This is a genomic window from Streptomyces sp. NBC_00704, from assembly GCF_036226605.1.
In the GTDB taxonomy this organism is placed as follows: Bacteria; Actinomycetota; Actinomycetes; order Streptomycetales; family Streptomycetaceae; genus Streptomyces.
Window position 1 is genome coordinate 2,842,402 of the sequence record NZ_CP109000.1, and the last position, 14,919, is coordinate 2,857,320.

The 14,919-nt window shown below is 75.7% G+C and carries 15 protein-coding genes; 9 read left to right on the forward strand and 6 right to left on the reverse strand.

Annotated features, from left to right (window positions below; genetic code table 11):
* Nucleotides 1-152: 152 nt before the first annotated feature.
* The 6 genes from OG802_RS12455 to chpG all read right to left on the reverse strand — a co-directional run bounded on the left by OG802_RS12455 (nucleotide 153) and on the right by chpG (nucleotide 3,862).
* On the reverse strand, nucleotides 153-674 hold the full coding sequence (locus OG802_RS12455; RefSeq protein ID WP_329410036.1) for a hypothetical protein: 522 nt from the start codon (nucleotides 672-674) through the stop codon (nucleotides 153-155).
* Nucleotides 675-872: 198 nt separating this feature from the next.
* Nucleotides 873-1,469 carry a vitamin K epoxide reductase family protein gene (locus OG802_RS12460; protein ID WP_329410038.1) on the reverse strand — a complete coding sequence of 199 codons (597 nt, stop codon included), beginning with the start codon at nucleotides 1,467-1,469 and terminating at the stop codon, nucleotides 873-875.
* Nucleotides 1,469-1,969 (reverse strand): DUF5949 family protein, encoded by a 501-nt coding sequence (locus OG802_RS12465; protein ID WP_329410040.1) that lies wholly within the window; start codon nucleotides 1,967-1,969, stop codon nucleotides 1,469-1,471. The genes OG802_RS12460 and OG802_RS12465 overlap by 1 nt, the downstream gene beginning before the upstream one ends.
* Nucleotides 1,970-2,208: 239 nt before the next feature.
* Complete coding sequence (locus OG802_RS12470; RefSeq protein ID WP_256920957.1) at nucleotides 2,209-2,496, reverse strand: hypothetical protein; 288 nt, start codon at nucleotides 2,494-2,496, stop codon at nucleotides 2,209-2,211.
* A gap of 202 nt (nucleotides 2,497-2,698) precedes the next feature.
* The gene (locus tag OG802_RS12475) at nucleotides 2,699-3,358 is read right to left on the reverse strand and encodes a hypothetical protein (protein ID WP_329410043.1); all 660 of its coding nucleotides are present in this window, start codon (nucleotides 3,356-3,358) and stop codon (nucleotides 2,699-2,701) included.
* Nucleotides 3,359-3,622: 264 nt separating this feature from the next.
* Nucleotides 3,623-3,862 carry a chaplin ChpG gene (chpG, locus tag OG802_RS12480; RefSeq protein WP_256919578.1) on the reverse strand — a complete coding sequence of 80 codons (240 nt, stop codon included), beginning with the start codon at nucleotides 3,860-3,862 and terminating at the stop codon, nucleotides 3,623-3,625.
* 239 nt (nucleotides 3,863-4,101) lie between these two features.
* On the opposite strand from chpG, the gene OG802_RS12485 reads away from it, so the two are divergent.
* From OG802_RS12485 to OG802_RS12525, 9 genes are read left to right on the forward strand one after another with little or no spacing between them, the layout of a single operon-like run.
* Nucleotides 4,102-5,205, forward strand: a complete 1,104-nt coding sequence (locus OG802_RS12485; RefSeq protein WP_329410047.1) for a DUF3344 domain-containing protein — start codon at nucleotides 4,102-4,104, stop codon at nucleotides 5,203-5,205.
* 53 nt (nucleotides 5,206-5,258) lie between these two features.
* Nucleotides 5,259-6,434 (forward strand): glycosyltransferase, encoded by a 1,176-nt coding sequence (locus OG802_RS12490; RefSeq protein WP_329410049.1) that lies wholly within the window; start codon nucleotides 5,259-5,261, stop codon nucleotides 6,432-6,434.
* Complete coding sequence (locus OG802_RS12495) at nucleotides 6,431-7,846, forward strand: exopolysaccharide biosynthesis polyprenyl glycosylphosphotransferase (protein WP_329410050.1); 1,416 nt, start codon at nucleotides 6,431-6,433, stop codon at nucleotides 7,844-7,846. Before OG802_RS12490 ends, OG802_RS12495 begins: the two co-directional genes overlap by 4 nt.
* 8 nt (nucleotides 7,847-7,854) lie before the next feature.
* Nucleotides 7,855-9,336 carry an O-antigen ligase family protein gene (locus OG802_RS12500; protein ID WP_329410052.1) on the forward strand — a complete coding sequence of 494 codons (1,482 nt, stop codon included), beginning with the start codon at nucleotides 7,855-7,857 and terminating at the stop codon, nucleotides 9,334-9,336.
* Nucleotides 9,333-11,255, forward strand: a complete 1,923-nt coding sequence (gene murJ, locus OG802_RS12505) for a murein biosynthesis integral membrane protein MurJ (protein WP_329410053.1) — start codon at nucleotides 9,333-9,335, stop codon at nucleotides 11,253-11,255. The genes OG802_RS12500 and murJ overlap by 4 nt, the downstream gene beginning before the upstream one ends.
* Complete coding sequence (locus OG802_RS12510; protein ID WP_329410055.1) at nucleotides 11,242-11,982, forward strand: polysaccharide deacetylase family protein; 741 nt, start codon at nucleotides 11,242-11,244, stop codon at nucleotides 11,980-11,982. The genes murJ and OG802_RS12510 overlap by 14 nt, the downstream gene beginning before the upstream one ends.
* Nucleotides 11,979-13,142 carry a glycosyltransferase gene (locus OG802_RS12515; protein ID WP_329410057.1) on the forward strand — a complete coding sequence of 388 codons (1,164 nt, stop codon included), beginning with the start codon at nucleotides 11,979-11,981 and terminating at the stop codon, nucleotides 13,140-13,142. Before OG802_RS12510 ends, OG802_RS12515 begins: the two co-directional genes overlap by 4 nt.
* Nucleotides 13,139-13,786, forward strand: a complete 648-nt coding sequence (locus OG802_RS12520) for a lipopolysaccharide biosynthesis protein (protein ID WP_329410059.1) — start codon at nucleotides 13,139-13,141, stop codon at nucleotides 13,784-13,786. Before OG802_RS12515 ends, OG802_RS12520 begins: the two co-directional genes overlap by 4 nt.
* Complete coding sequence (locus OG802_RS12525; protein ID WP_329410061.1) at nucleotides 13,783-14,898, forward strand: GNAT family N-acetyltransferase; 1,116 nt, start codon at nucleotides 13,783-13,785, stop codon at nucleotides 14,896-14,898. Before OG802_RS12520 ends, OG802_RS12525 begins: the two co-directional genes overlap by 4 nt.
* Nucleotides 14,899-14,919: the final 21 nt, after the last annotated feature.

Sequence of the window (14,919 nt, forward strand, 5' to 3'; positions counted from 1 at the left end):
GCCCGTTCAGGCGGCCTTTTTCTGGCGGGCCGCCCCGGCGGCGGGATCCGGGTACGGCGACGGGCCCGGACGACGGCGTCCGGGCCCGTGTTCCGCGGCGGTCGGCCGCAGTGCTACAGCCCTCTTCTACAGCCCTCTTCTACGGCCCTCTGCTACAGCCCTCGGTCCACGCCGAGGTCCGCGCCGGGCACGGCCTGCAGTACGGGGGTGATCACGCCCGCCTCGGGCAGCTTCAGGTCGGGCAGGCCGAAGTGGTCGGGGTTGGGCGCGGTGAGGGGCGCGTCCAGGACGAGGCCGGGGCCCAGCGTGCGCAGGTCGGAGGCGGGGGCGTCCAGGCCGACGTGGTTGAACCGGTCGCCCAGCACCTCCGGAAGGGGCGCCCGTACGCCGAGGCCCGGCAGTCCGGCGGCGACGGGCAGCTGCGGGACGACGCGCTCCGGGATGAGGCGGCCCTCGACGAAGCGCGGCCCCTCGGGCGCGCCCGGCGTCGGCAGGGGGATCTCGCCGCCGATGGTGGGCAGTTCCACGTTGAGGGACTTCTCGACGCCGTCCAGCGGCACGGGGACGGGGACGGTGCCGACGGCGGATGCCGGGCTCGCGCAGACGGCGGCGCCGGCCGCGGCCGCCACACACGTGAGCACGGCGGCGAGGGTTCCTCGGGTGGTCGACTTCATCTCGGGTACGGGCCCTTTCGGTGGAGATTCGGGGGGGCGGTGCGTCCGTACCGGGTAACGAGCCGGAAATCGGCATCAGTTCACAATTCCCCCGGGTGCCGTAATAGTGCTACCGCCATACCGCCGAACCGGCGCGGCTCGGCGCGAAGGGCGGGCCGGCGCCGGGCGGTACCACCGCGGCGGCGGACGCCGCGGTCGTCAGCTCGTCCAGAAGTCCCACCAGCGGGTCAGCACCAGCATGCCGACGATCCCGATGTGCAGCAGCGGGGGCGCCCAGGTGAAGTCGTCGAGGAAGTGCCGCAGGCCGGCCGGCGCCGGAAGGTGGCCGTTGCGCACGTCGAAGGCGACGACGTACCAGAACGCGAGGATCGTGGCGACCCACGCCAGGCAGCACCACAGGCACAGCGCGTTGATCCGGTACAGCGACTCGAACTGGAGCCAGGACACGAAGCCGACGCCGAAGAGGCAGCCGGCGGTGAACGTCAGCCAGTACCAGCGGGGGAAGACGGCCCGGGCCAGCAGGCTCGCCCCGACGCACAGCACCGTCCCGTAGGCCACCAGGCCCAGCATCGGGTTGGGGAACCCGAACACCGAGGCCTGGTCGCTGCGCATGACGCTGCCGCAGGAGACGACGGGGTTGAGACTGCACCCCGGTGTGAAGCCGGGGTCCTCCAGCAGCTTGAACTCGTCGAGGGTGATGACCCAGGAGGCCAGCAGCCCGGCCGCTCCGGCGAGGACCAGCAGCAGGGCGAACGCGCGGCCGCCGCCCACGGCGACCGGCTGCGGCCGCCGCATCAGCCGCGCAGTCGGCGGGCGGGCAGGACGATGTGCGCCGCCGCCGTCAGGGTCTCCTCGGCGCCCGCGAACGCGGCCAGCGCCTCGGGCGCGACGGCGCGTCCGGGCGTCGCCTCCGGCCAGGCACGGGCGGTGAGGACGAGGTAGGCGTAGCCGCGCTCGGCGACGGCGGTGAGCCACTCCGCCGGCGGCAGGCACTGGGCGTTGAGGCCCGGCATGTTGAGGACGGCCGCGCCGGACTCGACGAGCAGGCTGAACGGCAGGCTGGGCCGCTCGGTGCCGTCGACGACGTCGCCGCCGACGGGCATGCCGTTGTCGGAGAGGAACCGTGCGACGGCGGCGGCCGTCCCCTCGGGCCCGTCCGCGGTGTCGCCGAGGGAGTAGGCGAGGAGGTAGGGCATGTCACGGCCGTCGGAGGCCTCGCCGCTCCACGGCATCACGACGAGGGTGCCCAGGTCGGCCACGCGGAAGGGGCGGGTTGCGCTTGGGGTTGAGGTCACCGCGCGACCCTATCGGCGGGTCGGCGGGCCGCCTGACGTGTTCTCACCCGACCGGGGGACGCCGGCGGGTCGCTCCACACGAACGAGGGACGGCCCGCTCGACTCCCCTCGAACAGCGCCCGCGCCGCGCCGTGTCACCCGGGCGGCCGCGACTGGCCGCGCCGTGGCATCCGGGGCCTTGCGGACATGGGCGAGGGCCGGTCCGTCGGTGACGGTCCGGCCCTGGCGGCAGGGGCGGTTCAGCCCTGAAGCGGCAGTCCGCCGAGCAGCGGGTTGTGGGTGTTGAGCGCGCCCGCCGCACCCTTGACGGTGCTGAGCACGGAGTCCTTGTTCTCGGTGTCGAGGGCGTCCGACTGGTGCTGGAGCGGCATGGCGTCCTCCAGGTTGACCGGCCCCCTGGCCAGGGTGTCCACGGCGCCGTTGAGGCTGGTGGGCGTGAGGTCGGCGGGGGTGGCGAACGCGGGCGCGGCCAGGCCGGCGAGGGCCACGGATCCGGCGACGACAGCGGCGGCCTTCAGGGACTTCATCGGGTTCCTTTCTTCGGCGACTCGGCGGCTCAAGTCGCCGGGGCACGTTCTGACGTCGTGTCTAACGAGGCCTGTCGGGTGCGGAAACCGGGTACGCGGAAAATTTCCGCACCCCGGCGGTGGAGATGCCGGGGTGCGGAGACGGCGGTGCGGAACGCCGGGCGGGGAGACGCCCGGCCGGCGGTCACGCCGGGGCGGGCGGTCAGCCGGTGGGCGGGGGCGGGGGCGGCAGCGCGGGCGTCGCCGGGGCCTGGGCCGCCTCGGCCGGCAGGCTGGGCAGGGCCGGCAGGCTCAGGCCGAGTCCGTCCAGGGTGGAGGAGAGCAGGTCGAGCAGGCCGTCCAGGACGCCGCCGACCGCCGACACGATCTGGCCGACGTCCAGGGAGGTGGCGGCCGCGAGCAGCGCGTCGACGGCCTTCTGCACGGCGGCGAGGGCGTCGGACACCGGGTCGGCCGCGGCCTTGGCGCCGCTGTCGGGCCCCTTGGCGAGGGCGGGCGGCACGGCGGCGGGTGCGGCGGGTGCGGCGGGGGCGACGGGGGTCTCGGCGGTGATCTTGGCGACGGCCGTCTTGACGGCGTCTCCGAGCCGGGTGGCCTCGCCGGGGGTGAGGCGGCCCTCGTCGGCCTTGAGGACGGTGGTGAGCGTCTGGGTGACGGGGGCGAGGACGGTGCTCAGATCACCGAGGCCCTTGCCCTGGGCGAGCAGCGCGGCGCTGCCGGGAACGGGCGCATCGGAGGCTGCTGCGACGCGCTCGCGGGCGGTGGCGCCGTCGGCCGCCATGGCGGCGGGTGCGGCGAGGCCGAGGACCAGGGAGGCGCACAGTGCGGTGGAAGCGATACGCCGTACGGGCAGACCACGCATGGGAAATCCTTTCGATTGCGTCGGGTCTCGTGCTCACCGTGCAAAGCGCCGTCGCACCCCGCAACACAACCGTCGCACCGGGTGACATTCCAGGGGCCGCCGGACCGGCATCGCGCCTGATGGGGGGCGTGCCGGGGCCCGTCGGGCGGGTGGGGGCCGGTTCCCCCGTCCGGGGCAAGGCCACGGCCACGCGAACGGCCGCCCTCCTGTCAGGAGGGCGGCCGTTCGGCGAATGACGTGTCGTGACCTCTCGGGGAGGTGACGTCAGTCGTTGACGCAGGTGTTGCCGAACGCCGGGTTCAGCAGGCCGATCACGTTGATCGTGTTGCCGCAGACGTTGACCGGGATGTGGACGGGAACCTGGACGACGTTGCCCGACAGCACGCCCGGGGAGTGCTCGGCGACGCCGTTCGCGCCACTGTCGGCGGCGGCGATGCCGGAGGCGCCGGCGACGGCCGCGGCGGCAACGGAGGTCAGGACCAGGCCCTTCGCGATACGCGACATGGAGAGGTGCTCCTTGGGGGTTTTGACACAGACACCCGGGCGGGGATGCCCGGCGCTGAAGTCAACGCGTGGGGCTCACGGGGGTTGTGCGGCCGAATGAGTGATGTCGCCGGGTATCGAGGTTCACCATACCGACACTGTTGTCCGGTTTCAGGGGATTAATCCGGACAGCGGTTAGAGTTGCGCCCCATCCGACGCACGCCTATAGCAAGCAAATCGCACGAAAGGGCATGCCGGTCATGCGCAATTCCCTGGGTCCGACGCTGCGTCGCGCCGCGGTCGGCGTCCTCGCCCTCGCCGCCCTCTGGGCGCCGGGCGGCGCCCGGGCCGCCGGCGCGCCGCCGGCCGCGGAGGCCCCCCGTCTCCCCTTCACCCAGCGCTACCACTCCACCCAGCACGGCGGGATCGTGCGCGCGGCCAACGCCGCCATCAGCTGCCGCGCCGCTCCGGCGGCCCGCCCGGCCCCCGACTGCCCGGCCGTGCGCGCGGGCCGGGCGGCGCGCAACAACGACTTCGACATGTTCTACGTCGACGTCGACGACGACCCCAACACCTACAACTCCTCCCGCGCCGAGGTCCGGTTGCCCCAGGGCGCGCGGGTGTCGTACGCGCGGCTGTACTGGGGCGGCAACCTGCGCGTCGGCGAGCAGAAGCCGCCCAGGGACAACGGGCGGGTGCTGATCGCCGAGCCGGGCGGCGCGTACAAGGCGGTGCTCGCCGACACCGTCGTCGGCCACCGGACGGCCCACGGCGCCGACGCCTTCCAGGCCTCCGCGGACGTCACGAAGCTGGTCCGCGCCAGCGGCCGGGGCCTCTACACGGTCGCACAGGTCAACGTCGCCATGGGCAGGTCGGCGACCGGGGCCTGGGGCGGCTGGACGCTGGTCGTGGCCTACGAGAACCCGGCCGAGCCGCTGCGGGACCTGTCCGTGTGGGACGGCTTCGACGCTCTCGACGCCCCCGCCGGCAAGGAGATCCGGCTGCGCGGACTGCGCATCCCGGCGGGCGCGGGCGGCCGGGCCGGGCTGGTCGCCTACGACGGCGACCGCGGCCGTTCGGGTGATTCGCTCATGCTGTCGACCGGTGGCCGGGCGGCCGTCGCGCTCACGGACCCGGTCAATCCATCTGACGATGTGTTGAATTCCACGATCAGCGAGCCGGGGGAGGCTCCGGGAGCGCGTGTACCGGCGTACGCCAACACCCTGGGCTACGACTCCGACGTGTTCGATCTGCGCAGGGGTTTGCGATCCGGCGGTGACCAGCTGACGGTTCGGCTCGTTGCCCACCGGGACGCGGCGTGGGCCGGGGCGCTCTTCGTCGCCGTCGACACACGGAAGAAGTAGTCAGGCGCGTACCCGCACGTCCCGAGCGCCACCGTGAGCGAGGAAACCGCGCAATGCACCAGCCAGAACCCGCCGGGAGAACCCGGGTCCTGCACCTCACCCAGCCCGTGGACGGCGGGGTCGCCCGGGTCGTGACGGACCTGGCGCGGGCCCAGCTCGCGGCCGGTCTGCACGTCACGGTGGCCTGCCCGGCCGGCCCGCTGGCCGGGGAGCTGCGGGCCCTGGGCGCGGAGGCCCGGCACTGGGCGGCGTCCCGGCCGCCCGGCCCCTCGCTCCCCGGCGAGGTGCGGCGCCTCGCACGCCTGCTCGACGAGGTACGCCCCGACCTGGTGCACGCGCACAGCGCCAAGGCCGGGCTGGCCGGCCGGCTCGCGCTGCGCGGACGGATCCCGACCGTGTTCCAGCCCCACGCCTGGTCCTTCGAGGCCGTCGGCGGCACGACCGCGGCGCTCGCGCTGCGCTGGGAGCGGTTCGGGGCGCGCTGGGCGGACCGGGTGCTCTGCGTGAGCGACGCCGAGCGCGCGACCGGTGAACGCGCCCGGATTCCCGGACGGTGGAGCGTCGTCCCCAACGGCATCGACACCGGGCGCTTCCACCCCGCCCCCGTCGACACCGTGCGCGCGGCCCTGCTTCCCGGGCTCGACGCGGCCGCCCCGCTGGTGGTGTGCGTGGGGCGGCTGTGCCGGCAGAAGGGGCAGGACGTGCTGCTGCGGGCCTGGGACGCCGTAGCGCGCCGCACGCCCGGCGCCCGCCTGGCGCTGGTGGGCGACGGCCCGGAGGCGGAGCGACTGCGGCGCGGGGCCCCGGAGTCGGTGCTGTTCACCGGGTCCGTCGCCGACGCCGTGCCCTGGTACCAGGCCGCCGACCTGGTCGTGCTGCCCTCCCGCTGGGAGGGCATGGCACTGGCCCCGCTGGAGGCGCTCGCCTGCGGGCGGGCCGTGGTCGTCAGCGACGTGGACGGGGCCCGGGAGAGCCTGCCGGACGCCCTCGCGTCCCGCTGCCTGGTGCCCGCCGACGACCCCGCGGCGCTGGCCGACGCCGTCACCGCACTGCTCCTCGACCCGCTGCTGCGCGAGTCGCTCGGCCACCAGGGGCGCCGGCACGTCCTGGCCACGCACGACGTGCGGCACACGGCCGAGAGGGTGGCGGGCGTCTACCGCGAGCTGCTCACGACCACACAAGGGGCGCCCGTCGCGCCCACCGAGTGCAGGGAGTCCATCCACTCGTGACTGCGGAAAGCACCGTCCCCTCTCCTGGCGCGCAGCCCGGATACTCGTCCGTCTCGGTCATCCCGCGCCGGGGAAGCGCGACGGGATTCAGGTTCCCCGCCCGACGGCCCGCCGCACGGCCCGCGTCCCCGCTGCCGCTGCTGCTCACCGACGGCCTCGCCGCGCTGGCCGGCGCGGCGGCGCTGACCGGCGCGCAGCACCGGCCGCTCCTGACGGCCCTGCTGGTGGCGGCGACGATGCTGCTGCGTCCGCAGCGGAGCCGCCCGGTGACGGGGGTGCTCGACGAACTGCCCGTGCTCTGCGGCCGGATCGCCGTCGGCTGGCTGGCGCTGGCCGCGGCCGTCGGGGCGTGGAACCCGGCGCACGCGCTCTCCGCCCGCACCCTGCTCCTCGGCTGCGCGGCGCAGGCCGCCGCCTGCTGCGCCGGCCGTGCGGTGGTCCATCTGCGGCGGCGGCGGACGCTGCTGCGCCGCCCGCGCGCCGCGCTCGTCATCGGGCCCGCCACGACCGCGCAGCGGGTGGCGGCCGCCGTGCTGCGCCACCCCCGGTGCGGGATCCGCCCGGTGGGGATCGTGACCGAGAACCCCGACGGCGCCGACGGACTGCCGGTGCTGACCACCGGTCAGGAGGTGCAGCGGGCCCTCATCCAGAACGGCGTCCGCGACGTCCTGTGCGTCCACCCGGCCGTGCGCGGCGTGCAGGGCCCGCTGCTGCGGGCGCTCGCCGAGTCGGGTTGCACGGTGTGGGAGATCGACGCCGACACGCCCTCGTACGCGAGCCGCGAGCAGCTCGCCGGGTTCGCCTGCCGGCGCCTCGACATGGGCGCCCGGCGCCGGGGCAGCCTCGGCAAACGCCTGCTGGACGTCACCGTCTCCGGAACGCTGCTGCTGCTGGTGAGCCCGCTGCTGCTGCTGTGCGCGACCGTGCTGCGGCTGACCGACGGGCCCGGCGTCGTCTTCCGGCAGGAGCGCATCGGCAAGGACGGCAGGCCCTTCACCCTGCTGAAGTTCCGCACCCACCGCCCGGTCGACGAGCACGAGGCCGCGACCCGCTGGAGCGTGGCCGGCGAGCGCCGGATGAGCCCCTTCTGCCGCTTCCTTCGCCAGACCTCGCTGGACGAGCTGCTCCAGCTGTGGAACGTCCTGTGCGGCGACATGAGCCTGGTCGGCCCGCGACCCGAACGCCCCTTCTTCGTCGGCGAGTTCAGCCAGAGCTACCCCGGCTACGCGGCCCGCCACCGCATGCAGACCGGCATCACCGGCCTCGCCCAGGTGCACGGGCTGCGCGGCGACACCTCGATCGAGGACCGGGCCCGCTTCGACAACGCGTACATCGACAACTGGTCGCTGTGGCAGGACGTGTGCATCCTGCTGCGCACCGCGGCCGCCCTCGTGCGACCGACCGGGAGCTGAAACCGCCGATGAGCCAAGGACCCGTCCGGACCTTCCCGCCCGCGCTGCGGCGTCTGGCACGGCGCTTCGCCGTGCTGTCGGGGTCGCCCGCGTACGCCCACGCGGGCGGCCCCGCACCGTGCGGCGCGGCGCACGGGGATCCGGACCGCCCGTCCTGCGGGCAGCCCGGAGCGCCCTCCGGACCGGCCCTCGCCCAGCCCCTGACGGCCGCGCGGACGCTGTCCCCGGTGCTGCCCGTGGTCGCCGTGGTCGCCCTGCTGGGCCTGCCGCCCGCGCCCGGCGGCGAGGGCGCCGGACCGGCGGACGCGCTGTCCGCGCTGGTCGTGCTGTTCTGCGCGGTGCGGCTGCTGCGGCAGCGACGGCGTCCGCTGTCCCGGACGGCCGCGCTGCTCCTCGCCCTGCCGGTCGCGGGCCTCGCGCTCGCCGCGATGGGCGCCTCCTCGCCGGGCGCGGGCCTCACCGGCCTGGGCCGCTACCTGCAGATCTTCGTGCTGGTCCCGGCGGCCGTGGTGCTCCTGGTCCGCGACCGGGCCGACTTCCGGGTGCTGGCCTGGTCGTTCGTCGCGCTGGCGGGCTGGCAGGGGGCGGTCGGCGTCCACCAGTTCGTCACCGCCACCGGAGCCTCGTACCAGGGCGAGACGATCCGGGCGGTCGGCACGTTCGGGCCGCAGGACGTGATGGGCATGGCGACCGTGGTGTCGTTCGGGCTGGTCTGCGCGCTCGGTCTGGCGCTCGGCGGGGCACGGGCACGGCAGCGGGCGGTCGCCGTCGGCTGCGCCCTGGCGCTGCTCGTGCCGCTGGCCCTGTCCTTCAGCCGGGGCGCGTGGATCGCGACCGCGCTGACCTGCACAATCCAGCTGGCCCTCGCGGGCCTGCGGCGGGCGCTGACGATCGGCGCGGTGGGCCTGGCGGCCGGGGTGATCCTGGTCGGCGGCCTCGGGGTCGGCTCGGCGATGCTCCAGGAGCGCGTCGACAGCATCACCCAGGTCGCCGACGCCCCCGACCAGTCGGTCACCGACCGGTACACGCTGTGGGCGGCCGCGGTCGGCATGTGGCGCGAACGACCGCTCACCGGCGTCGGGTTGAAGGGCTTCCCCGAGCACCGGGACGCGCACGCGTCGCTCGCCCTGTCCTCCGGCAGCGACACCGACGGCGCGGGCTCGGGCTTCGTCCGGCAGCCGCTGCTGTCCCCGCACAACATGTACCTGCTCGTCCTGGCCGAGCAGGGGCTGATCGGGCTGCTCGCCCTGGCGGGCTGCTGGCTGGCGATGCTGGCCCGCGGGCTGCGCGGCTGGGCCCGCGTGCGGCGCGCGGGGCCCGGCCTGGACTGCGCGCTCGTCGCCTGCGGCCTCCTGGTCTGGCAGCTGATCGACTTCGTGTACGCCGACATCGGCGGGCCGTCGACCGTTCTGACGGCCGTCGTCTTCGGCGCCGTGGCCTGGTGGGCGCTGGTCGGCGCCGACGGCCGCGAGGAGGCGCTCGCGCGATGACCGTCACGCCTCCCCGGACGCCTCGCACGGACGGCCCCCCGTCCGTACCGCCGGCCCGGGACGCCACACAGTCCGGGCAGGCCACCGCCGAGACGGAGCGGGAGGCGACCGAGACCACCTGGGCGACCGGCACCGCCGAGACGATGGAGTCGGCCGGCAAGGCCGATGCGGCCGGGGCGGCCGAGCCGGCCGGTGAGGCCGTGACTCTCGAGGTGGCCGGTGCTCTCGGTGGGGTGGTGGAGGCGGGCGGGGCGCACGGGGCGGTCGGGACGGCCGATGCCGCGGAGGCCGTCGGGCCCGGTGGGGCCGTCACGCCTGCTGCCGGGGTCGGGGGGCCGGGCGGCGGGGATCTTCCCGTGGTGTCCCGGGGGTTTCTCGCCCGGGCCGCGCTCGTCACCGCCGGGCTGTCGGTGGCCGGGGCCCTGCTGGGGCTGCTCCGGGACCAGGCGCTGGCCCGGCTGTTCGGGGCGGGCAGTGACACGGACGCGTTCCTCGTCGCGTGGACCGTGCCCGAGTTCGCGGCCACCCTGCTCATCGAGGACGGACTGGCGTTCGCGCTGATCCCGGCGTTCAGCATGGCGCTGGCCCGCCGTTCCCGGGGCGAGCCGGGCGACCCCGTGCGCGCCCTGGTCGCCGGCACGCTCCCCCGGCTGTCGCTGGCCTTCGTCGCGGTGGGCGCCCTGCTGATCGGCATCGCGCCGCAGCTCGTCGGGGCCCTCGCGCCCGGCCTGCCCGACCCCGCGCTCGCCGTCGACTGCACCCGGCTCACCGCCACCTGCGCGGTGAGCTTCGGGCTCGCCGGCTATTGCAGCGCCGCCCTGCGGGCGCACCGGCGGTACGTCGCCCCGGCGGCGATCTACGTGGCCTACAACGTCGGCATCATCGCCGGGATGTACGCGCTCGGCGGCCGCTGGGGGGTGCGGTCGGCGGCGGCCGGGGTCGCGGTCGGCGGGCTCCTCATGGTCCTCGTGCAACTCCCCTCCCTCGTACGGCGGTTGAGGCGGCAGGCCGGGGACGGGGAGCGGGCCGTCGCGCACGAGGCCCCCCGGCCCCTCGACACCGCGCTCCTCACGACGGTGCTGCTGTTCGCGCTGTGCCGGCAGTCGCAGGTCCTCGTCGAGCGCTTCCTCGCCTCGCAGCTGCCGGCCGGCGCGATCTCGCACCTCAACTACGCGCAGAAGGTCGCGCAGATGCCGATGATCCTGTCGGTGATGGTGTGCACGGTCACCTTCCCCGTCGTCGCGCGGGCGCTGGCCGAAGGCGACGTCGCCCGCGCCCGCGGCCGGGTGGAACGGGACCTGGCGCTGGCCGCGTGCATCGTGCTGCTCGGCACGGCGGCGGTGGTCGCCTGCGCGCCCCAGATGATCGAGGTGCTGTTCCAGCGGGGCGCGTTCACCGCGCGGGACACCGCGGCCACGGCCGGACTGATGCGGGTGTACGCGCTCGGACTGCTCGGCCAGACCCTGACCGGCGTGCTGGTGCGCTCCTACTTCTCGGCCGGCCGCGGCACCTGGTACCCGGTCGGCGCGATGGCCGGCGGGATCGTCGTCACCTCCTGGCTCGGCGCCTGGAGCGTCCACACCTGGGGGGTGTACGGGATCGCCGCCGCCAACGCGACCGGCATCACCGTCACCGCCCTGGTCCTGCTGGCCGGGATGGGACCGCGCAGCGTGCCCGTCGACGTCCGGGGCGTGCTGCGCGAACTGAGCCGGCCGGTACGGGCCGCCCTGGTGGCCACCCTGGCCGGGATGTTCGCCGCCGGCCGGTGCGACGACGCGCTCCTCGGGCTCGTCGTCGGCGGGCTCACCGTGGCCGTCGTCTTCCTGTCCCTGGGCCGGGCTCTGCGCGCCCAGGGCATCGTCCGCGCACTCCACTCCGTACGTTCCGCGACCCGGAGGCTCTCCCATGGCCGCTCCTGACCACCGCCCGCCCACCGCCGTCCCGTGGGTGGCGATGTACCACTCCGTGGGGGACTGCTCCGAGGACCCCTACCGCATCACGGTGACCCCCGAGCGGCTGGAGAAGCAGCTGAGGTGGCTGCGCCGGCGCGGGCTGCGGGGCGTCTCCGTGGGCGAACTGCTCGCCGCCCGCGGCCGCGGCGAGGGCCGCGGCCTGGTGGGCCTCACCTTCGACGACGGGTACGCCGACTTCCTCACCGACGCGCTGCCCGTGCTGCGCCGCAACGGCTGCACGGCCACCCTCTTCGTGCTGCCCGGCCGGTTCGGCGGCGACAACGCCTGGGATCCGCTGGGCCCGCGCAAGCCCCTGCTGACCGCGGACGGCGTCCGCCGCGCGGCCGACGAGGGCGTCGAGATCGGCTCGCACGGACTCACCCACGTCGACCTGACCGCGGCCGACGACCTCGCGCTCAAGACGGAGACGGTCGAGAGCCGGGCCGTCCTCGCCGAGCTGCTCGGCGCCGCGCCCGACGGATTCTGCTACCCGTACGGGACGATCGACCGGCGGGCCGTGGACGCCGTGCGCGAGGCCGGCTACGCCTACGCCTGCGCGATCGACCCGGGCCCGCTGAACGGCCCGCACGCCCTCCCCCGGCTGCACGTCGGGCAGAACGACGACGCGCTGCGGCTGTATCTGAAGTACCGGCTGCACCGGCTGCGCCGCCGGCCCGTGGAGGGGCTGCGGTGAAGGCGCTGCACATCATCACCGGGCTCGGCGTCGGCGGCGCGGAGCAGCAACTGCGGCTGCTGCTGCGGCATCTGCCCGCGCGGTGCGACGTGGTGACGCTGACGAACCCGGGCTCGGTGGCCGACGGGCTGGCCGAGGACGGGGTCCGGGTCGTCTGCCTCGGCATGGCCGGCAACCGCGACCTGGGCGCGCTGCCCCGGCTGGTGCGGATCATCCGCTCCGGCGGCTACGACCTGGTGCACACCCACCTCTACCGGGCGTGTGTCTACGGCCGGCTGGCCGCACGTCTCGCCGGGGTCCGCGCCGTCGTCGCCACCGAGCACTCGCTGGGCGAGTCGCAGCTGGAGGGCCGCGCGCTGACGTCCGGGGTGCGCGCCCTGTATCTGGCGAGCGAGCGGCTGGGCCGCACGACGGTCGCCGTCTCCCCCACGGTCGCCGACCGGCTGCTCGACTGGGGCGTGCCGGCCCCGCGGATCGAGGTCGTCCCCAACGGCGTCGACCTGGCCCGCTTCCGCTTCGACCCGCGGGCCCGGCGGACCACCCGGCGACGGCTCGGGCTGCCGGACGACGCCCGCGTCGTCGGCGGGGTGGGCCGTCTCGCGGCCGGCAAGCGCTTCGACGTCCTCGTCCGGGCCCTCGCCCGCCTCCCCGGCGACCACTGGCTGCTGCTGGTGGGGGGCGGGCCCGAGGAGAGCGTGCTGCGGCGCCTCGCCCACGAGGCGGGGGTCGCCGACCGCGTCCTGTTCGCCGGGGAGCGCCCGTGCGTCCCCGACGGCACGCCGGGGCCCGACCTGCCGTCCCTCCTCAGCGCCATGGACGTGTTCGTCTCCCCCTCGCCGGAGGAGACCTTCGGTCTCGCGGCCGTGGAGGCGCTCGCCTCGGGGCTCCCCGTGCTCTACGCCTCCTGCCCCGCGATCGACCACCTGCCCGCGTGTCCGGCCGGCGCCCGCCGGGTGAGCGGCGGCGCCGAGGCCGTCGTCCGCGCGCTGACCGAGACGCACCCGGCGGCCCCCGGCCCGCGCACCGCCCCGGACGCCGCCCGCCACTACGACATCACCCGCAGCGCCGCCCAGCTCATGGACGTGTACGCGGCCGCCCTGTCCGGACCACCCCGGTCGTCCTCCGCTTCCCCGACACCCCAGGGAGTCAGTTCCCCATGACCGAGAACCCCCGTCGCCCTGCCGCCCTGCGCCGCGCCAAGACGCTGCCGCCGTGGTCCCTGCTCGCGGCCGGCGTCGTCGCAGGCGGTCTGCTCGGCGGCGCCTACGGAGTCGTCAAGCCGCCCGTCTACACGGCCACCGCCTATGTCGTCGCGGTCCCGACGGCCAAGTCGGACCCGGCGTCCGCGCTCGGCTTCGCGCAGGCCTACGGCCGGGTCGCCACCCAGCTCGCCGTGCTCGGCGACGCCCAGGTGTGGGCGGGCGTGCCCGTGAAGACGCTCCAGCAGAACGTGCAGACGGCGACCTCGCCGGACGCCCCGATGGTCGCGATCACGGCGACCTCCCCGCGCGCCGACCTCGCCGCCGACATGGCCAACGCGGTCACCCGCGCGCTGACCCAGCACGCCAAGGGCGCCGAGGCCGCCACCAACGTCGACTTGCAGCAGTTCGCCCGCGCGGTGCGGCCGACCGCGCCCTCCTCGGCGTCCCCGACGGTGACCGGGCTGGTCGGGGCGAGCGCGGGCGGGCTGCTCGGCGGGCTGCTCCTGCTGGTGCGGCCGAGGCGGCGCTCGCAGGAGGAGGCCGGACGTCCGGCCGCCGTCCCCGGCCCGGCGCTGGCCGCCGACGCCCACGGAGCGCTGTGAAACCGGCGCTCACCACCGAACTCGTCACCGACGAGCGGGTCTTCGCCGACCTCGCGCCCGCCTGGGGGCGGCTGTACCGGCGGTGCGCGACGGCCACGCCGTTCCAGAGCCACGCCTGGCTGCACTCGTGGTGGCTCTCCTACGGCCGGCGCGGGCGGCTGCGGCTGCTGCTGGTCCGCGACGGCGGTGAGCTGGTCGCGGCGGCCCCGCTGACGGCCGTCCGCCGGCCGCTGCCCGCGCTCGTGCCGCTCGGCGGGGCGATCTCCGACTACGGGGACGTCCTCGTCGACGACGAGCACGGCGAGCGGGCCGTCGCCGCGCTCACCGAGGGCCTCGCCGGGGTCGCCCGGACCGCGCTGATCGACTTCCGTGAAGTGCGGCCCGGCGGCGCGGTGGAGCAGGTCTACGAGCGCTGGCACGGGCCGCGCCGGCGGGTGAGCGACTCGGTGTGCCTGGAGCTGCCCGCCGTCGCCATGGAGGACCTGGTGGCGCGGCTGCCGTCGGCGAAGGCCCAGCGGGTGCGCGCCAAGCTGCGCAAGCTGACCGCGCTCGGCGTGCAGCGCAAAGCGGTGTGTCCCGAGGAGGTGGACTCGGCGCTGCGGCGGCTGCTGGAACTGCACGAGTTGCAGTGGCAGGGCCGCAAGGTGACGGGGGAACACCTGCGCTCCCGCTTCTGCGAGCACCTGGTGCGCTCGGTGGGGCCGATGGTGCGCGCCGGGGACGCGGTGGTGACCGAGTTCCGGCTGGACGACGACGTCGTGGCCGTCGACCTGACCCTGCTGTCGCGACGGCTGGCCGGGGGGTACCTGTACGGCGCCCATCCGCGGCTGCGGGAGAGCAAGGCGGACGTCGCGGTGATGCTGCTGGACGCGTGCGCGGAGCACACCCGGGACGGGGGGCGCGCCGCGCTGAGCCTGCTGCGCGGGGACGAGCCGTACAAGCACCACTGGCGGCCCGAACCGGTCGTCAACCAGCGGCTGCTGCTGGCCCGTCGGCGCACCGCCCCGCTGCTGTCGGCCGCCGTGTGCGACGTGGCCGCCCGCCGCCGCGGCAAGGAGTTGCTGCTCCGTCTGGAGCAGCGGAGGGAGCGGGCCGGTGGCGGCAGGTCCTGACGCGGGCCTGCCGCCACCGCA